Raw genomic sequence first — 24250 nt, forward strand, 5'->3', positions numbered from 1 at the left:
ATCCCTGATTTTAAAGCTAAATCTAGATAGTTGAATAATATACCTATACTGGGTATAATGAATTCAGCAATTAAGGAAGCAGGTGCGTTCATATGGCAGTAAAACCAATTAATGACCAAAATTTTAATAGTGAAACCGATTCGGGACTCGTTGTAATCGACTTTAATGCAACCTGGTGCCCGCCATGTAAAATGATGAATCCAATCGTTGAGAAGATGGCGGACGATTTAGCGGATAAAGTGTCGTTTAAATCGTTGGATATAGATGAAAATCAACAAACCGCGATGCAGATGCAAGTTCAGGGTATTCCAACCTTTATCGTCAAAAAAGACGGCCAGATCGTTGATCGGATCGTTGGTTTCACGCCAGAACCAGCGTTTAAGTCACGGCTTTCCCAATATATTGACTAAGTATGCTATAGTGGTACCAAGTAATTTCTAGGAGGTAACCCAAATGGCTTGTGATCCCAAATTAATCAATCGCCTAAAGCGCGCGGAAGGTCAGCTTCGTGGTATTCAGGCGATGATGACTGAGGGCAGAGATTGTGCCGAGGTCGTTACCCAGTTAAGTGCGGTAGAGGCTAGCGTCAAGCGCGTAATGGGTATGATTATTACCGAAAATATCGCTCAAAAGCTGTCGAAAACACCAGATGAAGAGCTGCAAACTTCTTTGAAACTGATTCAGAAACTGTAGGTATAGCTAACCGAAAACATTAGCAAAAGAGTCGAATTGACCTGAATGGGTTGATCCAGCGCTTTTGTGTATCCTAGGGATATTGAAAAAATGGGGTTGTGATTTACAGCGACTTTGATACAATAACTGCAATAAGGCGAATTAATCGCCGACAGAAAGGATGAACGCATATGTTGGGCATTGTAATGGGCGTTGCTACGTCACTGGAGGACTACAAAGCTTAGTCCTCCGCGGTTATGGAGGACAAAACAATTCAATTAACAGAATATGGCGCCAGTGAGGCGCAAGAACTGGCTAACGGTCTAGACTTAGCCAGAATTATTGCTACCAGCCATCAGCAGTACACGATTGTGACTGATTCCGGTCAGTTCCGGGCACAGCTGGCTGGCAGATTATTGAATATGGCTACTGAGGCTGAAGATTTTCCAACTGTCGGTGATTGGGTGCAGGTTAGGTTGCCCGACAATCAGGCAGATGCTGCGACGATTGAGCGGTTAAATGACCGGACAACGGTTTTTCTGCGTAAAGCAGCTGGCCGGCGATCAGACGCGCAATTAGTGGCTGCTAATATTGATTGGCTTTTCTTATGCATGGCATTGGATGCTAATTTTAACGTTCGCAGATTGGAACGCTATTTAGCCGTTGCGGCAGCGTCGGGTGCACAAGCGGCTATCGTGCTTACGAAAGCGGATAAAACGAGTGAGTTAGCGGAACAGTTAGCAGCGGTTGCGGATGTCAGCGGCGATTCGGAGGTCATTGTCTGCGATGCCACTCGTGATACCGGATTGACAGAATTGACCGCCTTTATGCAGCCTAGGCTGACGTATGCTTTCCTCGGCTCGTCCGGTGTTGGCAAAACAACGCTGATCAATCATTTGCTGGGGACGGCGACTTTAGCAACCAATGAAGTTCGGGAAAATGACGCGCATGGTCGGCACACGACAACGGCACGGCAGCTAATCAAATTACCTAATGGCAGTTTGGTGATCGATACGCCGGGAATGCGTGAACTGGGATTACTAGACGCGGACATTGATAATACCTTTGCGGATATTGCTGAATTAGCTAAGAAGTGCCGGTTCAGCGACTGTACTCATCAGCATGAACCTGGCTGTGCGGTGCAGCAGGCAATTGTGGATGGTGAACTTTCTGAAGAACGGTTGGTGAGTTATCAGCAGCTTCAGGCTGAACAGTGAGTAATCTATTGCGTGGCAAAGCACGCGAGAACGCTAAAATCAACCGGATGTTTGGCAGTAAAAAACAGATGAAGTCGTTTATGAAAGCAGTTCGGCGAAAGCGCCGGTAATCGCTTTACCTTAAAGGAATCAGCTCGAATAATGGGCTGATTTCTTTTTTTATTTGAATTGATAAAGTACACACCGTTTATTTGCGGGCGCAATTAAACGGTGATAAACTATGGCTGTGGCAAAATATAATGAACTGGTTATAAGGAGCTGATTAAGTGATCGATACCGGCGATGATTCGATCGTTAAATGGCTAATAATTGCTGGCCGTCAAAGTAGCCAGCACTTGGGGCAGCAGCTGGCCCGGATCCATGTGAGTGCTAGTCAGTATTTCTATTTGCTGAAGATTCAGGATAATCCAGGATTGACGCAAAAGAATCTGATTGAAGCTGAGTTCATTAATCCCAGTAACGTCACTCGCGCAATCAAACAGCTGGTTGATCAAGGTTTGGTCGATCGGCGCAGATCAATCAAAGATAAGCGGGCCCAAGAGTTGCAGCTGACGGCTGAGGGGCAGAAAGTTTATCCGGAAATCAAAGCCATTTTGGATCAAGAAGAAGCACAGCTTAATGAAGTCACTAAAAAGCAGTTCCCGGATTTTGATACCGAGCATCTGGTTCGAGTTTTACAGTCATTTGCCCGTCTTCATGGAGATACGGAAAAATGAACGAAAGGGAGTTATTAAAATGAAAGCTATCGTAATTGAAGAAGCAGGTGGTCCAGAAGTTTTGAAGTTAAAGGAAGTACCAACCCCAAAGGTGAAACCGGGCTGGAGTTTGGTTCGGGTTAAGGGCTTTGGCATCAACCATTCCGAAATCTATACTCGCAAAGGCGAATCACCAACCGTTAAGTTTCCACGGATCCTAGGTATTGAATGTGTTGGTGAAGTTGCTGACACTACGGATGCTAAACGGCTGCCTGTTGGTCAGAAGGTTGCCAGCATCATGGGCGGCATGGGCCGTGAATTTGACGGCGGGTATGCCGAATACGCCTTATTGCCAAACGAGCAGATCTACCCAGTGAACACCAACTTATCGTGGGCTGAACTGGCTGCCATTCCCGAAACCTACTTCACCGCTTATGGGTCGTTAAAGAACGCCCATATCGACCAAGCTAAAAGCTTGCTGGTTCGTGGTGCTACCAGTGGTGTTGGCAGTGCAGCAATTAAATTAGCTAAGGCCATGAATCCTGCCGTTACAATCAGTGGTAGTACCCGTCATACGGAAAAATTTGATGAGCTGAAAGCCATCGGTTGCGATAACCCAGTTTTAGATAAAAGTAATCAAGTTCAAACAGAAGACCACTTCGATACCATTGTTGAGTTAGTTGGTCCCGCAACGCTGAATGATTCGTTATCGCATCTCAATCAGTTCGGTTACTGCTGCATGACGGGTGGTTTAGGTGATCAATGGACCGTGCCAGATTTCAGCGCGTTTGTCCTTCCAAACGGTGCCAGCTTGACGGTGTTTGAGTCTGGCGTGGCAAGCAGCTCTGAAGCGTTCAACGATATGTTAAACATCATCGAAACGCACCACATTGACGTAAAGCCAACGAAGACGTTTGATTTAGCCCATACCGGTGACGCACAGGCCGCACTAGAGGCCAGTGACAGCTTTGGTAAAATGGTGGTTCTGCCTTAATAAGCCGGTTGCTAATGCTGGCATTAACGATTGCTGGGGAGACTGATCCTGATTTGCCAGAAAACGGTTGGTCTCGACTGGAAGTGCCGGTGCCGTTAGCTTAAATTTTAAATAGTCGAAAGGCTCGCGATTGCGAGCCTTTTTTGTGAAAATAGTTTAATTTACCCGATAAATGTTTTACGCTATGGGTGTAATTATTGATAAAAACAGGTACTAGCAAAGGAGTTATTTTCATGCCAAAGACTTACCGCTTGCAACTTGGTCCACTTGTCCGTGATTTGCCGGTGATGGCGCTGCCCAATGGGGTGACGATCGCGTCGTTTGTTCTGCTAGGTGATGCTGAACTGACTCATTTAGCGGCTGAAAGATTGAACGAAAAGGTGCGGGAAACTAATTTTGATTATTTTGTGACGGTAGAAAGTAAAGGGATTCCGTTAGCTCAGGAGATGACCTGGCTAAGCGGTAGGAAGCGGTACTTTGTGCTGCGTAAGGCAATTAAGGATTACATGGTTTCACCGCTTACCGTACCAGTGGAGGCCATTACTACCTCAGCAAGTCAGCAGTTGGTTTTGGATGGCACGGATGCTGCCAAACTGAAGGGTAAGCGTGTGATCATTGTGGATGATGTGATCAGTTCAGGCGGTTCGTTGCAGGCAGCTGAACAGTTACTGACGAAAGCAGGTGCTACAGTGGTTAACCGGCTAGCGGTGTTGGCTGAGGGCTCGGCGAAAGACCGTAATGATATTGGGTATTTAGGCATACTGCCGTTATTTTGAATGATTATTTGAGGGATGTACTTTTTAGGGTACATTCTTTTTTTTGATTAAAATTTGATTGGAATAGCAGCTGGAAATAGTTCTGAAATACTGCTATATTTAGTATAATGATGAGCAATCGTAACCGTTATAGCTAACTTAATCACTATTTAATAATGGGCGGTTGCTAATGCTAAGCAGAATAGATCAAAATATGATCATGTTAATTGGTGTACATAAGTCACTTGGAGGTGTCGGTTTTATGGAAATAGATGAACTCAACCCGGATGTTTTGGCAGTTAAGCCATCAGCGTTACGGGCATTTGATCACGAAATTAGTGAGGATCCCGATATGGTTAAGCTCACACTTGGTGAACCGGACTTTAATGTCCCAGAGCATATTAAGCAGGCGGCCATTGATTCAATCAATGCCGATCAGTCGCATTATCCCTATTATTGGGGGATTCAGGAGTTACGTGAGGCTGCCTCAACCTATTACCGTGATAAATTCGGCTATCAGTATTCAGCAGATCAAATTGTTTGTACCGTTGGGGCTACCGAAGGCTTAGCAGCAACTTTCAAGACGCTTTTTCATCCTGGTGACGGGGTTTTGATTCCGGCGCCAGCCTATCCCGTTTATAAGGCTTTGGCGGTCATCAACCATCTGGTACCAATCATGGTGGATACCACTGGCACCGGATGCATTCTGACACCTCAAGAAGTGACAGACACGATTGCGGCACATTCGGATGTGAAGATCAAGGGGGTTGTTATTACTGATCCGTCTAATCCAACTGGCGTGGCATATTCGAAGGAACAACTGTCAGCTCTAGTACCAGTATTTCGTGACCATCAGATTTGGATCATCAGTGATGAAATATACGGTGAATTGACTTATGGAGTGAAGCATTACTCACTATCCCAATGGCTGCCTGAACAGACGATTATTATCAATGGTCTGTCTAAATCTCATGCTATGACTGGCTGGCGGATTGGCTTCGTGTTTGGCCCGGCCGGGGTGATCGACCAGATTGCCAAAGCGCACCAGTTCCAGGTCACCACGCCGACTTCAATCGTTCAATACGCGGCGGTTGAAGCACTGACACACGGTCAAAATGACGCGGCTGCCATGCGAAAAGTTTACGAACAGCGTTGTAAGTACCTGACCGATTCATTGACCAAGTTAGGGATGTCGTACGTCGAGCCAAAAGGTGCTTTCTATGTTTTCGCGAAAATTCCAAAAGCCTGTCACCAAGAAAGCTTTGCCTTCGCACGTCAATTAGCGAGAACCTACCATGTCGGACTGATGCCGGGAACGCCATTTGGTGATCCGCAAGCGCTGCGCATCAGTTATGCTTCCAGTAACGAAAATCTTCACGTGGCAGTAGACGCGTTAACTAAGGAGCTTACCAGGGTTGGCGCGCTAGTTAAGTAGAATTAAAGTGTTAAGCGTGCAGGTCCTAGAGCACCGAGCAGTTGCCGGAACCACGCGTTTCTTTCATTAAAAATATCCCGTAACTGCTGCATAACAGTTGCGGGATATTTGGTTTATTCAGCTTTTAAAAATGAATCTTGTTCGTATAATGGGTTAGGATAAGTGTAGAAGCCTTCACCGGATTCAACGCCAAGGTGGCCATCGTCGACCATTGCCTTGATCATGTCCATAGCCTTGATCAAATCGGTATTGTTTGATTCTTTCGCTAGAACTGAGTGGATATTGTATTCAGTTCGCAGTCCAACGTGGTCCATAATAGCGAAGGGACCCATTGGCGCACCAGTAGCCTTCATCCAGGTTTGGTCGATGGTGTGCGGATCGGCAACGCCACGGGCCCAAAGAGTTAGACTAGCGTCCAGATAAGGATCCAAAATGGAATTCAGGATGTAGCGCGGCTGTTCTTTTTTAAGTTTGATTGGCAGCATGCCGATTTCTTTAGCAAATTCGACTACGGTATCGTAGATATTCGAATCGGTTTTAGGTGAGCCCATGATTTCAGCAGTGTTGTTTTTCCAAACTTCGTTGGCAAAGTGGAGGTTCAAGAATTGTGCTGGCCGACCAGTATCTGCCATGAACTGGCTTGGTACCAGCGTGGAGGAGTTACTGGCAAAGATCGTTTTAGCCGGCGCAATGGCCGATAGTTGAACGTAAAAATCATGCTTAATTTGCGGCCTCTCGGGGATCGCTTCAATGATAATATCAGCATCCTTCACAGCTGCTTTTAAGTCGGCAGTATATGAGATTCGGGATAGGCCCTCAGCAAAGGCTTGCGCTGAAGTGCCTAAATCACGTTTATAGCTTGGCTGTAAACCAGCAATACGTGACTTGGCTTTCTCAATCGCTTGGTCGTTGATGTCGTAGACGGTGACTTGCTTGCCGCGGTAAGCACATTGGTAAGCAATTTGGCTGCCCAAAACGCCGGAACCGGCTACAGTTACATTGGTAATGCTTGTCATGGTCAGGTCTCCTTAAAATTAAAAAAGTTATTTTTGACTATGCCAAGTATAATTTGGAAGCGATTTCAAAGTCAAAGAATATGGCTATTTAAAGCTAAAAATGGGATGAAATAACTAATATGTTTGATAAATAATAGCGATTAATTTCCGTGAAGTAAAATACTGTCGGCACTATGGTATATTTGGCACAACTGGACAGGAGGTGCGATAGGAATGAAGGCTGAAAACCTTAAAACGATCAGAACGAGCCAACGCCAGCTTGGTTTAACTAATCGTGCGTTGATTAAACTAATTGGGCTGGCACCGGCGGATGAAAAACGATTTTTCGCGGGACAATTCAATGAGGCTGCCTATGCTTCTATGAATCAAATCCTGACGACTATAAAAGCTCATTTAGTGTCGCAATCAGTTCCGCTGTCAGCTTATCTGCAGCAGCTACGTGCGCTGCCACTACATAATATTTTTCTCCGCAATCGGTATGCGTTCTGGCTGGCTAATTTTATTGAGGCCGGTGGCACCGCAACTGATCTGGTTCAGGACGCGAAACAAAACGGTTGTGACGTGATTAAACAAATTGTCTGGAGTAGCAATTTACTGACCAGTACTGCTGGAGCGGCTCATTTGAAGAAGCATCAAAAACAGCTGGTGCCATTATCGGATGAAGAATACCAAACAATTAGAAAAGTAATGAAACGGTTCTCAACTGCTTCACCACTGTTTTTCTTTAGTTTAGAACAGCTTTATAAGAATGGCCTGATTGAAGAATCAACTAAATTACAGCAATATTATGACAAGAATGCATGGTGCATCAATGTTGATGAATTAAGTTGAGTAAGTTAAAAAACTTTGTCTATGTCTATCGTTTAAAATAGTTAAATTTAATTGTTTTGAGGAAAGTCCTTCCATTTTGCGATAAATATATTAAAATGGGGTTAATCAAAGGTTAATGAATTATTTAGACTTGTTTTGCAGGGATAACGAGTTACAGATTGGAATAAGGTTTCGTTAAATAATACATTACTTTTGGGGAAAATTTTATTTAATTGATTCTGCATCAGTGATTACTCTAGGGGGGGAGAAACATGAAGTATGATGAAATGAATCAAAAGCGTCAGTGCCTTCTTCAGGATGAGAGGAAACTGGCGTATCACGTGAAGCTGTATAAGGCCGGAAAGCTTTGGATAGTTGCAGGTATGACTACTGCAGTTTTGGGAATTGCGGTGTTAATGGGAACGCCAGTAGCTAGTGCGCAAACAGCACCAACAAGTACCGCTGTGACAAACACGGTACCGGCTAGCACAACTGTGAAAGATACAGCATCAACTAATAATGTACCGGCAGAAACATCTGAAGCCGTGAAGCCGGCAGCAAACGGCAACAGTACGTCTGCTGATCAGCTTAAGAGCAGCAATCCACAACAGACAGCATCAGCAACGACGCCGGCTAAGACCACGGCTGTTAATAACGGTTCAAGTACAGTTAAGTCAACAAGTGGTAACGTTGCGACTGTCACACCTAAAGTGACAAACTTAGGAAACGCAGACAGTAGTCAAATTGCCCAAGCTAAGGCAACCGCCAGCGCCCAGTATGCCCAAACTGGACAACCGCAAGTTGTAACGGCAACATCAGCGACTACGCCAAAAGCTGCAGTGACTGGGCAGGTGACGATTCAATATCTGGATAAGGACACTAACCAGCCAATTGACTTTAACAGTAAAAACTCTTCACTTCCTATTCTTAAGCCGACTCAAATTAACGGCAGCTATATCGCTCAAACAACGGCACCTGTGGCTGATTTTGGTCAGCTGAAAGTTCCAACTAAGGTTGCTCAGGCTGAAATCGCTGGCTATAAATTTGTGGGCAATGATACGACCAATCTCAATTTTGCACCCCTAGGCCAAGCAGCAACGCCGATTAAAGCTTACTATGAGAAACTGGCACCCGTTTATATTAATTACGTGAACGAGGATGATCCGTCTGATGTCCTTTTTCAAATGGAATTTGAAGCACAGGATACGGATGGTTTCATTGGCGGTGGTGCAGAGTATAGCTTTAACCTTATACCAACTTTCAACGGTTACACCTATGATGAGCAAAAAACTCAGGCGACTAACGCATTGGAGGGAAACGGTTTTAAGTCACTCGATGAAACTGATCAAAAGCCGGTCATTTTAAATGTCTATTATAAGAAGTCGGCTTCTGATTCCAATCCAGGTCCAGGAGCACTGTATATTGCCCATACTGTTTTGAATGCAAGCGATGTAGCGGACGCTTCGGATAAGACTAAATCTGGTGTCGCGTATACCCATGTGGTACTTACCGAAGCTGCAAGGACCAATCCAGTGAATGGTGATGGCACGACTATGAACGGTTATGGGGTCCTTCAGTATCCTAATTACACGATAGTAGGGACAACTGGTCTGAATAGCGACGATCGTCCCGACATAGCGGCATGGGTAGACTATATTCCTAACCAACCCGTTGAAGTTGTCTTTCTGGATGATTCAACTGGGCAAGTTATTCAGCAAGAGCCGTATACTGGAGCGACTGATGGGACAGATAACGGTTTTGACCCTGAAAATGGTAAATTACCATCTGGGCAATACAATACAGCAGATGTTAATACGGCAGTTCAGCCAACGCTGGAGCGAAAAGGTTACGAATTTACGAACAAAGTATACGGCCAGTCAACCGGTACCTATGATGCCATGCACAGAATCGTTTACTACATCTACACGCCAAAAATGGATGTTAACTATGTTCCAGTGACTCGAGTAATTAACTTTACCAGCTCGGATGGCAGTGTGAACATGGATCCAGTGACTCAGACGGTTTGGTACAAAAAGCAGACTAACTCAGTTACCGGTAAGTCAGGTTACACACCTCAAAATGGTTACGATCAATATGTCATTCCAACTATTCCGGGTTACTCAGCAACTATTAGTGGCCAGCCAGCGACAGTGGTGGCACAAGAAGGGTTACCCGCAACTACCGGCATGCCGAATAATGAGAGGGTAACTGTTAACTATGATAAGCTGCCTACTGAATATGGCGGTGGGACACCGGGTACGCCGATTGAGCCAAGCGCTCCAACTACACCAACCGACGTGCTTGGGAAAGTGCCTACGCCACCAACCAATGATGGCACGACAAAAGTCACTACTGACAATAAAGTGCCAACGCCGCCAACAGGAAAGAGCGGGAAGACCACGGTTACAACTGGTACAAATCATGGTACGGCTGTATCAACCAATAATGGTTCACGGACTCAAACTGGTGTCGCAACGACCATTAGCGCAGCTCAAGGGACGCAGGCTGGTGCTGCAACCACGGTAAGTGCTGTTCAGGGGTCACAACAAGCCAGCGTAGAGTCTTCAACTACAAAGAGCGGTCAATTACCCCAAACAAATGAACCTCATAACGGTGCTTTGAGTATGCTAGGCGTTGCGTTGATGTCAATGTTAGGATTTTTAGGAATTAAAAAGAAGCGTCGCGACTGATCACTTGCGGTATTGAGGAAGCTGTGACACAACTCGATAGATTTCAGAATATAACACCAAAAGACGTCATTCCGATGGGTTTTATCGGGGTGGCGTCTTTTGGTGTTATATGGCCGGAATGAGTTGTGGAACAGGTTAAGGCTATATTCAAGTAATGAACTGCAGCAAATTTTAGGATGTGTTTGAGTCGAGCGATTAAATTAAATCCTTGTCGATATAGGCTTATGTCACATGTCCTCTTTTATACAATCTACGATTTAATTGTTTCCATAAAATTGCTTAATTTGTTTAATCCATTTTGCAGTTCTTCGCTCTCAAAGGCGTAACCGATCCGTAAAGTATGTTCCACGTCGAATTCAGCTCCTGGTACCAAGAGTACACCAGTTTGTTTAAATAATTGGTCGCAGAACTGTTCACTTGGCAGGTCGAAGTCGTAGTGCAGCAAAGCCGTAGTACCCGCTTGAGGTTTGACCCAGCTGATATGTTCTTGTGAGTCCGTCCAGTCGCTTAAAATGGCTAAGTTCTTCCGCACGATACCGCGGTTCCGTTTGAGTAAATCATCCTTATGGTCAAGGGCGACTTCAGCGACCATTTCGTCCAGTACGCCGCAGCTGATGGTGTTGTAATCACGGTGTGACAAAATCGTTTGCATGAAGGCTTCGTCGTGAGTAGCGCCCCAGCCTAACCGCAAACCAGCTAGTGAGAAGACCTTTGACATACTGCTGGTGGAGATGCCCTTGTCATACAGGTCAATGATGGAAGGTGAATAGTCGTCGGTTTGGGTTAAGTGACGGTAGACTTCGTCACAGAGGATGTAGGCGTCCACGGATTTGGCTACGTCAATGATCCGTTGCAGATGTTCTTGGGGCATCAAGGAGCCTGAAGGGTTGTCGGGGTTATTGAGCACGATCAATTTAGTTTTGTTGTTTACTAGTGCTTTTAATTGGTCGATGTCAGGTAAGTAGTCGTTTTCGGGCTTCAGGGCTAATAAGCGCACTGTAGCGCCGATGGCCTCCGGAATGGATTGCAGCTGCTGGTAAGTGGGGGTAACGACCACCACTTCATCGCCGGGTTCAACTAAAGTGGTTAATGCCAGACTGTTAGCACCAATGGCACCGTGGGTGGTGACCACGTTTTTGGGATCTAGATTTTGGTAGAGCTGTGTGATACCGGCGCGTAATTCGGGGGCACCCACGATGTCGCCATAGGTCAGCCGGGTATTCAGCATTTTTTCGGTAAAGGCTTTTTCGTCAGTTTGCGTTAAGTCCAATAAAGCATGCAGTGATAGTGGAGAGACACAAGTTTCACCCAAATTATAGGTAGCGTTGGTTTCGTATTCGTTCATCCATTGTTCAACACCAAAGGTTTTCATTTTCATAATTTGTTCCTCCTCTAAAATGTTTAAAGGAAAAAAGGTACCCACCATTCAACCCTTGTAACGCTTTACAGCGCCGTACCTACGGGTAGAATAATGAATACCTTCATTCTTATAGTCTGGTATATCCGGTGACATACCGACCAAGTTTGTTTAATTGGAATGAGTCTAGCATGGCTTCATTTAAAAGTCAATTAGCATTTTAAACTTTGTACACAATAAAATTTTCTGTCATTCGTTGCGAGTTGCTAGCAAATTGAAATTATCTACGATAAACTATTGCCAAGAATAATATTCGGGGGGATTTATATGACAGAACCAATATTTGACGTTCAGGGGCTAGGGTATCGTAACGGGGAACACCAAATTTTGCGGGACATTACGATACAAATTGAAGCCGGTGCTAACATGACGATTGCCGGCCCATCAGGATCCGGTAAAAGCACTTTCCTAAGAATTCTGGCGACGTTGCTGACACCCACGGCTGGGGTAGTGAAGTTCGCTGGTAAAAAACAGTCCACGTATCCGAAGCCGGTTTATCGTCAGCAGGTCTCTTACTGTTTCCAGCAACCGACACTATTCGGTGAAACGGTGCGGGACAACCTGCAGTTCCCGTTTGAGATTCGTGATCAAACTTTTGATGAACAAAAAGCACTGGCTGCCTTAGATTCGGTGGAGTTGTCAGCGGAGATGTTAGACCAGCCAATCATTGAGCTATCTGGTGGTGAAAAACAGCGGGTTGCCTTGGTGAGAAACTTATTGTTCAAACCCAAGGTACTATTACTGGATGAAATTTCGGCCGGCCTTGATGTGGATACTAAAGGCGTCGTCCACCGCTTAATTCAGTCGTACCGGGAAAGTGGCGTCACCGTTTTATCAGTGACCCACGATGAGTCAGAAATTGCGGTTGCGGATGATTTACTGAGAATTCGCGGCGGAAAACTTGAGGTGCCTGCTCATGAATAATTTAATCGTAAGTCCCACGGCGCTGGCGTTTGCTATCGTGCTGGTAGTAATCGCGCTGGCAATTAACCTAAAAGAAAAGATCGGTCTGGAACGCGATATGATTATTGGTGTTATTCGGGCGGTTATCCAGCTGACAGTGGTGGGCTATGTGCTGACCTACATTATTAAAATTGACCGTATCTGGTTAACCGGATTAATGGTGGCAATCATTATTTTCAATGCGGCACTGAATGCCAATAAACGCGCGAATGGAATTCCCCACGCCTTCGTGATCAGTTTACTGGCAATCGCGACAGCAACGCTGATTACAATCTTTCTGCTAGTTTTGGCTGGTGCAGTTCGGTTCACACCCAGTCAAATCGTACCAATTTCAGGAATGATTGCCAGTAACGCCATGGTAGCGATTGGGCTGGCTTATCGCAGTATGAATACCAGTTTTCACGACCAGCGGCAGGGCGTACTGGAACGATTGGCGCTGGGAGCTAATTTAAAACAGGCCTCCAAACACATTGTTCAAATGGCTATTCGTACCGGCATGGCACCCACCATTGATTCCGCTAAAACGGTGGGAATCGTGAGCTTACCGGGGATGATGTCCGGCTTGATTTTCGCGGGTGTTGATCCCACTAAGGCGATTATGTATCAAATTATGGTGACCTTTATGCTGCTGGCGGCTACTAGTATCGGCAGCGTGATTGCTTGTTATCTTGCTTACCCGCGGTATTATAATAGTGACATGCAGTTAAGATAGGGGGGAATTTTTATGAGAATAAACGTTTTGCAGCATACTCCCAGTGAAGGGCCAGGCAGTATTGCCGATTGGGCGGAAGATCACGGCCATGAGCTTTATATTTATCATCCTTATCAGTTTAACGGGGTGTTACCAACTGCTGACGAAACGGACTTATTGGTCATTCTAGGCGGTCCAATGAGTCCCAATGATGACGTGGACTGGATTCATGCTGAACGACAGCTTATCAAACAGCTATTGGCACGGCATAAGCCGATCTTCGGTGCCTGTTTTGGTGCGCAGCAGATTACCAAAACACTGGGGTATTCAGTGTTGAAAGCCCCGCATAAAGAAGTCGGCTGGGCGCCGGTGTATCGCCAGGCTGACGTTGTACCAGAGTTGCCTGCGAAGCTAACGGCGCTTCACTGGCATGAAGAAATGTTTGAGGTTCCTCATGAAGCCCAGCTCTTATTTACCAGTGATCTGGTGCGTAACCAAGGCTTCATTTTGGGTGACAACGTGATTGGCTTGCAGTTTCACCTAGAGCCTAAAGCAGTTAATGTCCGGACCATGGTGGTCAATGACGGTAACTATGCCAATGACCATAATGCCTTGGAACAAACCCCGGATGAAATTTTAAAAGCTGCTGTACCACTTGAAAATAAAACTGCTGTTGATGCTATTTTTGATTATTTAGTACGGCAGCATTAATACCAGTGCATTGAAAACACGTTTATGACTAGTGAATAAACGTGTTTTTTGTGTCATTTTTACGAAATATCACGGCTATTTTGTGATATTATTTATGGTATTAAACAAATTTAGGGGGATGATAGTATCATTGAGCTGTTTGAAAAAGCGCCTATACCAAAAGCCTACTTTACGCTGGCATTGCCAGTTGTTTTTGGTACTGTCGTTTCAATGATTTATAACTTAACGGATACTTTTTTTATTGCCCAGACTCAAAATACGGATCTGGTTGCTGGGATCACACTTTGCACGCCGCTATTTTCAATGATGATTGCTTTGGGGGACATCTTTGGATTGGGTGGCAGTTCCGCAATTTCGCGGTTATTGGGACAGAAAAAGTATGACTTAGCGGGACGAATCAATAGTTTTTGTTTTTACAGTGCGTTAGCGTTGGGCGTTGTGGTTACGATCTGCTTATTTGTCTTTAAAAATCAGGCGCTGAGTATATTAGGTTCAACGCCTAGCACTTACCGGTATGCTTCCATTTATTACGAAATTATGGCCGCAGCCTGTATCTTGATCATTATTTCGCTGGTGCCAATCAACACGCTGCGGACTGAAGGCTTGGCTAAGGAGTCTATGCTGGGGACTGCCTCAGGAACAATTCTGAAAATCTTTCTCGACCCGCTGTTTATTTTCGGTTTTCATCTAGGGGCGGCGGGTGCCGCGTTAGCAACCGTAGTGGGATACATAGTGACGGATACGATTTTAATTGGCTACACCAATCGGCGTGCCCGTTACCTTCACGTGCGGATCCATGAGATGAAGATTCCTGCCGTGGAGATTAAGGATGTGCTGGTGATTGGTCTGCCAGCTTCGGTAACTAACCTCATGACCATGCTTGGAACAGCCTTGATGAACAACTTCTTGATCGTTTATGGCGCGGCCCAAGTTGCCGGTTTTGGGATCGCCATTAAAGTTGAAACGATTGTTATCATGGTACTGGTTGGTTTCTGCTTTGGTTCTCAAGCGCTGATTGGTTATAACTACGGTGCTAAGAATAAGGACCGGTTAAAGAAAATCATTCAGTTTGATTTGCTGGTGAACGTTGTTTTCGCCTTTATTATTGCGCTGGGTTTAATGGTGGTCGCACCAGAAATGTGCGGATTGTTCATGAAGAACCAAAGTGTTGTGCATGCGGCTAGCTACATGCTTCGCTGGTTCTTGATTACGACGCCGTTTATTGGGGCTGCCATGGTCTTTACCACGATGTTTCAGTCAATCAATGATCCACTGGATGCCTTCGTCATGTCAGTTTCCCGTCAAGGCGTGATTTTTGCCGCCGTTATTTTCATCATGGCTGCCATTATGGGGTACCAGGGTGTTATCGTGGCACAGCCGATTGCTGACGTGATTACAGCAATCATTGGTTTAGGATTATATTATCGTCAATTTGGCCCCCATGGTAAGGCGATTGGAAACTGGTAATTAAGATTCATAAAATAATAAAATAATGAAAACAGTCTGTATAACAAGTCAATTCTGGCTTGCTGTACAGGCTGTTTTTAGCGTGATTAGAGGTAAACAATAATTATAAACTAAATGGAATTCTCATTTTAAATGAAAATTATCATGTGATTAAAAAAACAATCTTCAAATAATTCTTAGAAAAATATAATCGAATAATTGACTGCAAACGCTTTATTTTTTGATTAAAAAGAACTATAACAGACTTGTAAGCAAATGAGAAAAGGTTCACAAGCCATTCAAAGCCCAACTGGAATTATAATTATTTTATTATAATTATCAGCTAAAAGCAGAAACTTGCAAACTTACTTTTCATTTCAACTTTCATCAAATTATTTTGTTTAATTTTTAAATTAATCATTTGGAGATGATGGAGTTATGCGTATCAAAGCAGCAGTTGTTGATAAAAAGGGTGCTTCATTTGAAATGCGCGATGACGTCGAATTAGCACCAATGCAAGCAGATGACTTGCAGATTCATATGGTAGCTTCAGGGATTTGTCATTCCGATGAAGCCTTGCGTAAAGGTGACGCCGAAATTGGTTACCCAATTATTTTAGGTCATGAAGGTTCAGGAATCGTGGAAAAGGTTGGCCCAGAAGTTAAAAACTTCAAGGTCGGTGACCACGTAGTTCTTTCCTTCTATGGCTGCGGAAATTGTGTTAACTGCTTGAAAGGTGTTCCAACACAGTGCTTGAACTACGCTGCAAATAACCTGTCAGGTGTTCGTCCAGATGGAAGTGCTCACTTCACTGAAAATGGCAAACAAGTCGCTGATATGTTTGACCAATCATCATTCACAACAACCACCATTGTTCGTGAACGTAACGCGGTTAAGGTTCCTAAGGATCTTGACTTACGTAAATTAGGACCTCTGGGCTGCGGCTATGTTACTGGTAGTGGTACCGTTCTTAATACGTTGAAGCCAAAGCCAGGTCAGACCATTGCCGTCTTCGGTACTGGTGCCGTTGGTTTAGCTGCTATGATGGCAGGTAAGATTTCTGGTTGCACGACCGTGATTGCCGTTGATGTTGTTGACTCACGTCTGAAGCTGGCTAAGGAATTAGGTGCTACGGATGTCATCAACAGCAAGAGCGAAGATGCCGTTGAAAAGATCAAGTCATTAACTGGTGGCTATGGCGTTGACTTTACTGTTGATACTACCGGTGTTAAGAAGGTTATGGAAGATTCCATCCAAGCCTTGGATCAAGGCGGGACTTCAGCTTGCATCGCTGTTACCCCTAACCACGTTGATTTGGATACTTGGAACGACCTTTGTGTCAGCGATCGTAAAGTCATCGGTGTTAACATGGGCGATGCTGTTCCACAGATCGATGTTCCTCGTTTGATCAAGTTCTACCAGGCTGGCATGTTCGACTTTGATAAGACCGAAAAGTTCTACAAGTTCGATCAAATTAACGAAGCCAACGCTGATTCAGGTAGTGGTAAGACCATCAAGCCAGTTTTGGTTATCGATCCAGACTACGTACCAGGTAAGTAATTGATTCAGATTATGGGTTTCAAAATGTACCTTAATTTTGAAAGGAAGCAATAATCGTGTCAGAAACGTTAAAAGGTTTAAAGCATTATCAAATGTACGTTAACGGTGAATTTAAGGATTCTAAATCAGGTAAGCTATTAACTGTTATCAACCCTTCAACCGGGGAAAAGATTTCAACTGTTCCAAGCGCAACCCGTGAGGAAACCCAAGAGGCCATCGATGACGCTTACGAAGCTGAAAAATCATGGAAGTTCGTACCAGCCGCAACCCGTGGCCAGTACTTGCATGATGTTGCTACGGAAGTTCGTAAGGATGCTGACCACTTAATCGATATGCTGCAAGAAGAACAGGGTAAGATTCGTTCATTAGCAACGACTGAAATTATGTTCTCAGCAGACTACTTCGATTACATGGCTTCCGCTGCCCGGACTTATGAAGGTGAAATCCTTCAATCTGACAACGCTAACGAAAACATTATGATTCAAAAGCAACCAATCGGTGTTGCAGCTGGGATTCTCCCGTGGAACTTCCCATTCTTCCTGATTGCTCGTAAAATGGGTCCGGCTTTGGTAACTGGTAACACCATTGTAATGAAGCCAAGTTCAGACACACCAAACTTAGCCCTCGAATTTGCTAAGATCGTCGATAAAGTTGGTATTCCAAACGGTGTTGTTAACTTTGTTACTGGACCAGGTTCGGTTGTTGGTGATGAATTATCAAAGAACAAGAAGGTCGGTATCATTAGTTTGACCGGTTCTGTTGACTCTGGTAAGCGTGTCATGGCTTCAGCTGCTACCCATATGGCTAAAGTATCATTGGAATTAGGTGGTAAAGCACCTGCCATTGTCATGGATGATGCTGACATTGATTTGGCCGTTCAATCAATTATCGATTCACGTGTTGACAACAATGGTCAACTTTGCAACAACTGTGAACGGATCTACGTTCAAGAAGGGGTTGCTGACGAATTCATCAAGAAGCTCAGTGACAAGATGTCTGCTATCAAGGTTGCTAACCCAATCACTGATAAAGACTCCGGCATTGGTCCTCTGATTAACCAAGCCGCTTTGGACAAGGTTTCCGGTATGGTTGACCGCGCTGTTAAAGCAGGCGGCAAGATCACGGCCGGTGGTCACAAAGTTCAAATCGAAAATGGTTTCTACTACGAACCAACGGTTATCACTAATGTTAAGCAGGATTCTGAAATCATCCAGGACGAAATCTTCGGACCAGTTCTGCCAGTTGTTACCTTCAAGACGTTGGATGATGCCATTGAAATGGCTAACGACAGTGACTTCGGTTTGACTTCATCAATCTTCACTAAGGACATTGATGTTGCACAACGTGCTGCTAACGAATTGGAAGATGGTGAAACTTACATCAACCGGTTCAACTTCGAAGCTATGAATGGTTCTCACTCAGGCTGGAAGGAATCAGGTATCGGTGGTGACGATGGTCGTCACGGTATCGATGAATTCTTGAACACTCATGTTATTTACTTACAGGGTCACCCTGAGAACACCAAAGCATAGTTCAATCAAGTTAAATAATGCACAAAAGGTATCTAGGGGTGATTGTCTCTAGGTACCTTTTCTGTTAAGCTAGAAGTGGAACCGCTTGCATGTCATAACCGCAAATTTTTCATTTGATGAAAACTGTGGGAATGGCATAAACAGGCGAATTTAGCTTCTGTGTCAGCCAGTTTTTTCAATCGCCAACTTCTATTGGGCAGAGTTAGTGATTGCCAGAAGCTAGGTTTTCAGAAAACGTTCCAAATTTTGAAGTGGAGGTAATATTGATGAGTATTGTGGTTTCTGCTTTAAAAGAAGAACAGCCCCATGAAAAACGGGTTGCCATCGATCCAGACGTTGCCAAACGACTGATTAAAGCCGGTATGAAAGTCTTGATCGAGAAGGGTGCCGGAGTGGCTTCCTATTACAATGACGACAGTTACCAGCAAGCTGGGGCAGAGGTGGTTGATCGACAGACCGCGGTGTCACAAGCTAATATTGTTGCTGTAGTTAACTTGCCTAGTGATGAAACGTTAAATCAACTGAAATCAGGCCAAGTGCTTTTAGGCCTCTTAAGTTCGTTGATCAAACCCGAAAAAATGCAGCAGTTAGCTGATAAGAAGGTTTCCGCGTTATCATTTGAACTCCTGCCGCGAACGATTAGCCGGGCTCAGACGATGGACGTGTTAAGTTCACAATCTAGTGTTGCTGGCTATAAAGCTGCCCTAGTTGCCAGTGATGCTTATTCTAAGTATTTCCCAATGATGATCACTGCCGCTGGTACCGTTAAGCCAGCTAAAGTACTCGTGCTTGGTACCGGTGTTGCCGGCTTGCAAGCCATTGGGACTGCTAAGCGGTTAGGTGCGATTGTTTCCGGTTACGATGTTCGGCCTGCTTCTAAGGGTGAAGTTGAGTCCTTGGGTGCTACGTTCCTAACCAGCTCAGTTTCTAACGGTGCTGGTTCAGGTGGTTATGCCCGGGCTTTGACTCCCGAAGAAACCGCCGCGCAGCAAAAAGAATTAGCCGGCTTTATCGCGGATAACGATGTGATTATCACCACTGCCCAAGTTCCTGGTCATAAGCCACCGCTGATGGTTACGCAAGACAACGTGAATAACGCTAAGCCAGGCACCGTCTTTGTTGACTTAGCCGCCAGTGACCTTGGTGGCAACGTTGCCGGCAGCAAACCTGACGAAACGGTGACGACCGACAAGCAAGTTACGATTATCGGTGGTAACAACTTAGCCAGTGAGCTTTCCAACTCAGCTTCACAACTCTTTGCCAAGAACGTTCAGTCGGTTATCAATGCCATGGTTGATAAAGATGGCAACCTGGCAATTGATCCTAAGGACGATGTCTTTAGCGGACTGACTGCAACGACTAATGGTGAAATTATTAACGCACGGTTACGTGAAGCCCTTAAGCTTGATCCGCTGCCAAAGGATGAACCGGCTAAGGACGAAACCGACGAAAAAGCTGATCAACCAGCTGAGTCGAAGGGAGCTGAGTAGAATGAGTCAGGAATTATATACGAATCTTGCCATTTTTGTATTAAGTTTATTAGTTGGTTTTGAAGTTATCAGTAAAATCCCAGCGACGCTGCACACACCGATGATGTCTGGTGCAAACGCCATTCACGGGGTGGTTGTTGTTGGTGCCATTTTGGTTGCCTTGGAAGCTGATACGCCAGCCTTTTATGTCATTGCCTTTATCGCGGCATTTCTTGGTGCCATCAATGTTTCCGGTGGTTACGTGGTTACCGACCGGATGCTTGAAATGTTCTCGAAGCCTAAGGACAAGGGTAACAAAGGAGGCGACAAGTAATGACTGGTTTAATGACACTTGTTTCCCTATGTTATTTGATCAGTGCGATCTGCTACGTTATGGGACTGCACATGATGCGGACGCCTAAGACGGCCCGTAGCGGTAACCGGTTATCATTTGTCGGTATGATCATTGCCGTTATCATGACTTTCCTGATCGTTCTGGAAAAGAATCATACGACGATGGCTGCATGGCTTGTCTTGCTGGTTGCCTTGGTTCTCGGAGTCGGTTATGGTGTTTACCGCGCTCGAACCGTTAAAATGACCGACATGCCGCAACTGGTTAGTCTGTTTAACGCCGTTGGTGGTGGTGCCGCTGCTGCTATTGGGACCTTTGATTATTTGAGTAAGCCAAACGGCGCTTCTTTAGCCGTTGCGTTCTCACTGCCCGTTATTTTGGACCTGATCATCGGTAGTGTTACCTTCTCAGGTTCACTGATTGCCACTGGTAAGTTGGCCGGTAAAGTTTCTGGTAAGCCAATTACCTTTCCAGGCGCTAAGTTATTAAACGGTATTGTTGTTTTGATTATTATTGCTGCCATCGTTTTGACGGTTGGCTTCCCAACTAACGTTTGGACCTTAGTTACAGCAATTATTGCCAGCCTCATTTTCGGTATCCTAATGACCATTCCTATTGGTGGTGCCGATATGCCCGTTGTGGTCTCACTGTTGAACGCCTTCACTGGTTTGGCGGTTGCCATGGCCGGTTTCGTTATCGACAACCAAGTTTTGATCATTGCCGGTGCCTTAGTTGGTGCTGCTGGTACCATTTTGACCTTACAAATGGCTGCTGCCATGAACCGTTCTGTTGCTAACATTATTGCCGGTGGTTTCGGTACTGGTGACAGTGGCGGTACTAGTGCTGCTGATGACGTTCCCGTTAACGTTAAGGAAACGTCTGCTGATGATATTGGGGTGCAACTGGCCTACGCCAAGAACGTCATGATCGTTCCTGGGTATGGTCTGGCTGCTGCTCAAGCCCAACACGAAGTTGCTGAATTGGCTAAGTTGTTGACTGATAATGGCATCAATGTGAACTATGCCATTCACCCGGTTGCCGGACGGATGCCTGGTCACATGAACGTGCTGTTGGCCGAAGTTAATGTTCCTTACGATCAAATGAAGCAGCTTGAAGAAGCGAACTCCATGTTTGAAAATACGGATGTTTCCTTGGTTATCGGTGCCAACGATGTTACCAACCCAGAAGCACGTGAACCAAATACCGCAATTTCCGGTATGCCTATTCTGGACGTTGATAAGTCGAAGTCGATCGTTGTTATCAAGCGTTCTATGAGTACTGGTTATGCTGGTATTCAAAACCCATTGTTCTCTAACGATAAGACCAGCATGTTCTTCTCGGATGCTAAGAAGGGGCTGCAAGAAATTGTTGCTTCTACTAAGGAGTATCTGGATCAATAACCTTAAGTGTCGGTTTAACGATGTTTTCTAAACTTTAATCGAAAGCAGTCTGTCTGTTATCATTTAATGATGACGGGCAGGCTGCTTTGATTTTCGTTATGGTATTGCGAAATTACTTTCAAAAAATCAGCACAAATTACCTGAGTTATGTTAATATTAGCTTGTGAATTTAAGCATTAAATATTTTGGGGTAAGTTTGAATTTTTACAATCCTTTGGAGGGGATAAATATGAATAAGTTTAACAACGTTTTTTATGGGGCAAAGACTCATTTTAAGATGTATAAAAAAGGACGCCAATGGCTGGTTGCAGGGGTAACTGTAATCAGTCTTGGCTTAGGTGTGCTGGGTCTAAATACAGTGACAGCTTCAGCTGCAACGACTGAAACACCGGTAGTAGCGGCTCCCGCCACTGAGAAAACAACTACTGAAACGGCAACTCCTGTGACTGATTCAACATCGAATACTAATACTGAACAATCAGCCGCAGAAACAGAAAATACTGCTGCAACGACAGCAAAGACAACTGCACCAGTGACAACCAATTTAGGCGATGCGACTACAGAACGAGTTGCAGCTGCAAAGACTAAGGCAACAGCTGCTTACGAAGATACTGGTAAAGCACAGACTTTAACAGCAGTAGCACCAGAGAGTACTAAGGAAACTACAATTAATTTTAATGCCACAGTTAAAACCGATGGCGATGCTGGACAAGTTCTATCAAATCAAAACGCCAGCAACGTATACAATGTGACTGTTGATGACCACAACGTTATTCAGTCAGTTAATAGTTCAAAAATTGGTCAAATCCCCGTTACCATTCCGGGTGGTTACGACCTTAAGGACGTTTCTCTAACGGCTACAACCGCAGATAATCAGAGTTTAACGCTGGATTACGATGTGATTAAGAAGGCTGCAACAGTTACCCCTGCTGATTTAGTTTCCGGGGACGTCACGCAGGACAAACTTAATGAAGCAGCTGAGGCGTTATTTGCCGATTTAGGTGTAAACCTTGATGGTAAAGGAAGTCAGCAATTTACAATTGCGTATCAGAGTGATCCTCGGAACAGTGTTTATACCAACTATAAGTTTACTTTTATCGTAGCTGATACTGCTCAGACTAAGACGGTATCACAACCATATCAAACAGAAGTTAAAACAACTGATGGTACCGTCTTGAATTCTCAAAATGCGACTAATACTTACGTTGTCCGTGCTTCAGATGATGGCTCGATTCTTTCTGTTACTTCCACTGATTATAAGGATTTAACGGATACCATTCCGGATGGTTACCATTTGACAGGCATTCAGCTTGTGGATACGACTAACCTTGACCAGACAGTCACAACTGTAACCTATGATCCAAGTACTGGGATTGGTAATATCGTTTCAACCAGCATTGATCCCGCTACGGGCGAAAAAGTGACAACTGATTACTCAAAGAATCCGGCTATCATCGCAAGCCTCACACAAGCACATGCTGATAATCCGGAAAATCCAGCGACAGTTTCAGAAATGGCGCAGCTAATGGTTAACCAGCTTATTTCGCCTAAATCAACGGCTAATGGTAATCAATACACTGCATCATTTAAGAATATCATCACTAAGGATACGCTTTTGAATGGTAACGTTAACCAGCAATCAACGAATACGGTTATTACTTACATTGTAGCGGGGCAGCCAAATCAAGGCGGCTCAAACTCTGGAAACAATGGCGGCCAGGGATCAGCTAATGATGCGACTAATAATAACAATACCAATAATACGGATTCTAATACTGAACCAACAACGACTCCAAATACTGATGCAGCCAATAATTCTAACAGCGATGCAACCAGCAGTTCTAATAGCGAAGCAGCCAACCCTTCTAACACTGAAACGATGACTGTTCCCGGTACCGCTTCAGTTGGAAAGAATGAGAGCGGTGCTCAAAACAGTTCTTCGGATAATAGTAATGCCACTGCGACGGGCAGTAACCGTGTATCAACTTTGAACAATGCAAGCAATGGCGGTACGGCAGTTTCAGCAACCACTACTGGTGCTAATCAAGCAGCTAAGAGTAACAGTCAAATTACGAAGGGAACTTTGCCACAAACTAGTGAAGCGCCTTCTAATGTTTGGGCAGCAGTCGGTATGGGAATCTTTAGTCTTTTCAGCTTATTCGGCTTAGCAGATAAACGGCGAAAAGGGCACGATGAATAAGGTAAATTAATCAATGAAAGTGGACATCATTCCAATTATTATGGGATGGTGTTTTCTTTTGGGCTAATCTTAGTGCTGGCTATACTCCCTCTATAGTAGACAAGCAAATAATTAAAGCTTGTGTACTATAGAGGGAGTTTTTGTATGGGAAAGAAAGGATCCAGATACACGCTGGCAGAAAAACTAGCGTGTATTCAATTGGTGGAATCTGGAATTTCACCGAGT

Annotated in this window: 21 protein-coding genes; 19 read left to right on the plus strand and 2 right to left on the minus strand. The window is 44.7% G+C overall.

Going from position 1 to position 24250, the window contains the following annotated elements; translation table 11 throughout:
* Window positions 1–92: 92 nt before the first annotated feature.
* From trxA to JUE95_RS06400, 7 genes are all read left to right on the plus strand, one after another.
* A complete protein-coding gene (gene trxA, locus JUE95_RS06370; protein WP_203650053.1) occupies window positions 93–410 on the plus strand; it encodes a thioredoxin in 318 nt (105 codons plus the stop codon).
* 43 nt (window positions 411–453) lie between these two features.
* Window positions 454–693, plus strand: a complete 240-nt coding sequence (locus JUE95_RS06375) for a metal-sensing transcriptional repressor (RefSeq protein WP_203650055.1) — start codon at window positions 454–456, stop codon at window positions 691–693.
* Between the two features lie 236 nt (window positions 694–929).
* Window positions 930–1889, plus strand: a complete 960-nt coding sequence (gene rsgA, locus JUE95_RS06380) for a ribosome small subunit-dependent GTPase A (RefSeq protein ID WP_235995258.1) — start codon at window positions 930–932, stop codon at window positions 1887–1889.
* Between the two features lie 266 nt (window positions 1890–2155).
* Window positions 2156–2605 (plus strand): MarR family winged helix-turn-helix transcriptional regulator, encoded by a 450-nt coding sequence (locus JUE95_RS06385; RefSeq protein ID WP_203650056.1) that lies wholly within the window; start codon window positions 2156–2158, stop codon window positions 2603–2605.
* A 19-nt stretch (window positions 2606–2624) separates the two neighbouring features.
* Complete coding sequence (locus JUE95_RS06390) at window positions 2625–3578, plus strand: alcohol dehydrogenase catalytic domain-containing protein (protein ID WP_203650057.1); 954 nt, start codon at window positions 2625–2627, stop codon at window positions 3576–3578.
* Between the two features lie 233 nt (window positions 3579–3811).
* A complete protein-coding gene (locus tag JUE95_RS06395) occupies window positions 3812–4354 on the plus strand; it encodes a phosphoribosyltransferase family protein (protein WP_203650058.1) in 543 nt (180 codons plus the stop codon).
* Between the two features lie 241 nt (window positions 4355–4595).
* Window positions 4596–5768 (plus strand): aminotransferase class I/II-fold pyridoxal phosphate-dependent enzyme, encoded by a 1173-nt coding sequence (locus JUE95_RS06400; protein ID WP_203650059.1) that lies wholly within the window; start codon window positions 4596–4598, stop codon window positions 5766–5768.
* Window positions 5769–5881: 113 nt separating this feature from the next.
* Here JUE95_RS06400 and JUE95_RS06405 read toward each other — a convergent pair whose 3' ends face one another.
* Window positions 5882–6784, minus strand: a complete 903-nt coding sequence (locus tag JUE95_RS06405; RefSeq protein WP_203650060.1) for a 3-hydroxyacyl-CoA dehydrogenase — start codon at window positions 6782–6784, stop codon at window positions 5882–5884.
* Between the two features lie 213 nt (window positions 6785–6997).
* Between JUE95_RS06405 and JUE95_RS06410 the strand changes: the two genes are divergently transcribed.
* Together JUE95_RS06410 and JUE95_RS06415 are read left to right on the plus strand one after the other, a co-directional pair.
* Window positions 6998–7615 carry a hypothetical protein gene (locus JUE95_RS06410; RefSeq protein WP_203650061.1) on the plus strand — a complete coding sequence of 206 codons (618 nt, stop codon included), beginning with the start codon at window positions 6998–7000 and terminating at the stop codon, window positions 7613–7615.
* 251 nt (window positions 7616–7866) lie between these two features.
* Entirely contained in the window at window positions 7867–10284 is a 2418-nt protein-coding gene (locus tag JUE95_RS06415) for a KxYKxGKxW signal peptide domain-containing protein (protein WP_203650088.1), read from the plus strand.
* A gap of 250 nt (window positions 10285–10534) precedes the next feature.
* On the opposite strand, the gene JUE95_RS06420 is transcribed toward JUE95_RS06415, so the two are convergent.
* Window positions 10535–11662 (minus strand): aminotransferase, encoded by a 1128-nt coding sequence (locus JUE95_RS06420; RefSeq protein ID WP_203650063.1) that lies wholly within the window; start codon window positions 11660–11662, stop codon window positions 10535–10537.
* A 306-nt stretch (window positions 11663–11968) separates the two neighbouring features.
* Here JUE95_RS06420 and JUE95_RS06425 point away from each other — a divergent pair, with 306 nt between their 5' ends.
* The 10 genes from JUE95_RS06425 (at window position 11969) to JUE95_RS06470 (ending at window position 24025) form a co-directional block, all read left to right on the plus strand.
* Window positions 11969–12625: an ABC transporter ATP-binding protein gene (locus JUE95_RS06425; RefSeq protein WP_203650065.1), complete on the plus strand. Its 657-nt coding sequence runs from the start codon at window positions 11969–11971 to the stop codon at window positions 12623–12625.
* The gene (locus tag JUE95_RS06430) at window positions 12618–13376 is read left to right on the plus strand and encodes an ABC transporter permease (RefSeq protein ID WP_203650067.1); all 759 of its coding nucleotides are present in this window, start codon (window positions 12618–12620) and stop codon (window positions 13374–13376) included. The genes JUE95_RS06425 and JUE95_RS06430 overlap by 8 nt, the downstream gene beginning before the upstream one ends.
* Window positions 13377–13388: 12 nt before the next feature.
* Entirely contained in the window at window positions 13389–14066 is a 678-nt protein-coding gene (locus JUE95_RS06435) for a type 1 glutamine amidotransferase (protein WP_203650069.1), read from the plus strand.
* A gap of 180 nt (window positions 14067–14246) precedes the next feature.
* Window positions 14247–15533 (plus strand): MATE family efflux transporter, encoded by a 1287-nt coding sequence (locus tag JUE95_RS06440; RefSeq protein WP_308440893.1) that lies wholly within the window; start codon window positions 14247–14249, stop codon window positions 15531–15533.
* 417 nt (window positions 15534–15950) lie between these two features.
* Entirely contained in the window at window positions 15951–17072 is a 1122-nt protein-coding gene (locus JUE95_RS06445; RefSeq protein WP_203650071.1) for an NAD(P)-dependent alcohol dehydrogenase, read from the plus strand.
* Window positions 17073–17128: 56 nt separating this feature from the next.
* Window positions 17129–18604: an aldehyde dehydrogenase gene (gene aldA / locus JUE95_RS06450; RefSeq protein ID WP_268920907.1), complete on the plus strand. Its 1476-nt coding sequence runs from the start codon at window positions 17129–17131 to the stop codon at window positions 18602–18604.
* Window positions 18605–18870: 266 nt separating this feature from the next.
* Window positions 18871–20094 (plus strand): NAD(P) transhydrogenase subunit alpha, encoded by a 1224-nt coding sequence (locus JUE95_RS06455; protein ID WP_203650073.1) that lies wholly within the window; start codon window positions 18871–18873, stop codon window positions 20092–20094.
* Window position 20095: 1 nt separating this feature from the next.
* On the plus strand, window positions 20096–20407 hold the full coding sequence (locus JUE95_RS06460) for an NAD(P) transhydrogenase subunit alpha part 2 (protein ID WP_203650075.1): 312 nt from the start codon (window positions 20096–20098) through the stop codon (window positions 20405–20407).
* Window positions 20407–21825: an NAD(P)(+) transhydrogenase (Re/Si-specific) subunit beta gene (locus tag JUE95_RS06465; protein ID WP_203650077.1), complete on the plus strand. Its 1419-nt coding sequence runs from the start codon at window positions 20407–20409 to the stop codon at window positions 21823–21825. The genes JUE95_RS06460 and JUE95_RS06465 overlap by 1 nt, the downstream gene beginning before the upstream one ends.
* Before the next feature lie 229 nt (window positions 21826–22054).
* Window positions 22055–24025, plus strand: coding sequence for a KxYKxGKxW signal peptide domain-containing protein (locus JUE95_RS06470; protein ID WP_203650079.1), 1971 nt, complete (start codon window positions 22055–22057; stop codon window positions 24023–24025).
* Window positions 24026–24250 lie beyond the last annotated feature (225 nt).

This window comes from Secundilactobacillus yichangensis, assembly GCF_016861565.1.
Classification (GTDB): Bacteria; Bacillota; Bacilli; order Lactobacillales; family Lactobacillaceae; genus Secundilactobacillus; species Secundilactobacillus yichangensis.

Bases quoted from the DNA above. Each gene is read 5' to 3' on its own strand.
- JUE95_RS06470 (WP_203650079.1), top strand. From the start codon at position 22,055: ATGAATAAGTTTAACAACGTTTTTTATGGGGCAAAGACTCATTTTAAG.
- JUE95_RS06435 (WP_203650069.1), top strand. From the start codon at position 13,389: ATGAGAATAAACGTTTTGCAGCATACTCCCAGTGAAGGGCCAGGCAGT.
- JUE95_RS06415 (WP_203650088.1), top strand. From the start codon at position 7,867: ATGAAGTATGATGAAATGAATCAAAAGCGTCAGTGCCTTCTTCAGGAT.
- JUE95_RS06425 (WP_203650065.1), top strand. From the start codon at position 11,969: ATGACAGAACCAATATTTGACGTTCAGGGGCTAGGGTATCGTAACGGG.
- JUE95_RS06405 (WP_203650060.1), bottom strand. From the start codon at position 6,784: ATGACAAGCATTACCAATGTAACTGTAGCCGGTTCCGGCGTTTTGGGC.
- JUE95_RS06420 (WP_203650063.1), bottom strand. From the start codon at position 11,662: ATGAAAATGAAAACCTTTGGTGTTGAACAATGGATGAACGAATACGAA.
- JUE95_RS06465 (WP_203650077.1), top strand. From the start codon at position 20,407: ATGACTGGTTTAATGACACTTGTTTCCCTATGTTATTTGATCAGTGCG.
- JUE95_RS06400 (WP_203650059.1), top strand. From the start codon at position 4,596: ATGGAAATAGATGAACTCAACCCGGATGTTTTGGCAGTTAAGCCATCA.
- JUE95_RS06460 (WP_203650075.1), top strand. From the start codon at position 20,096: ATGAGTCAGGAATTATATACGAATCTTGCCATTTTTGTATTAAGTTTA.
- JUE95_RS06390 (WP_203650057.1), top strand. From the start codon at position 2,625: ATGAAAGCTATCGTAATTGAAGAAGCAGGTGGTCCAGAAGTTTTGAAG.
- trxA (WP_203650053.1), top strand. From the start codon at position 93: ATGGCAGTAAAACCAATTAATGACCAAAATTTTAATAGTGAAACCGAT.
- JUE95_RS06395 (WP_203650058.1), top strand. From the start codon at position 3,812: ATGCCAAAGACTTACCGCTTGCAACTTGGTCCACTTGTCCGTGATTTG.
- JUE95_RS06430 (WP_203650067.1), top strand. From the start codon at position 12,618: ATGAATAATTTAATCGTAAGTCCCACGGCGCTGGCGTTTGCTATCGTG.
- JUE95_RS06410 (WP_203650061.1), top strand. From the start codon at position 6,998: ATGAAGGCTGAAAACCTTAAAACGATCAGAACGAGCCAACGCCAGCTT.
- JUE95_RS06375 (WP_203650055.1), top strand. From the start codon at position 454: ATGGCTTGTGATCCCAAATTAATCAATCGCCTAAAGCGCGCGGAAGGT.
- rsgA (WP_235995258.1), top strand. From the start codon at position 930: ATGGAGGACAAAACAATTCAATTAACAGAATATGGCGCCAGTGAGGCG.
- JUE95_RS06445 (WP_203650071.1), top strand. From the start codon at position 15,951: ATGCGTATCAAAGCAGCAGTTGTTGATAAAAAGGGTGCTTCATTTGAA.
- JUE95_RS06455 (WP_203650073.1), top strand. From the start codon at position 18,871: ATGAGTATTGTGGTTTCTGCTTTAAAAGAAGAACAGCCCCATGAAAAA.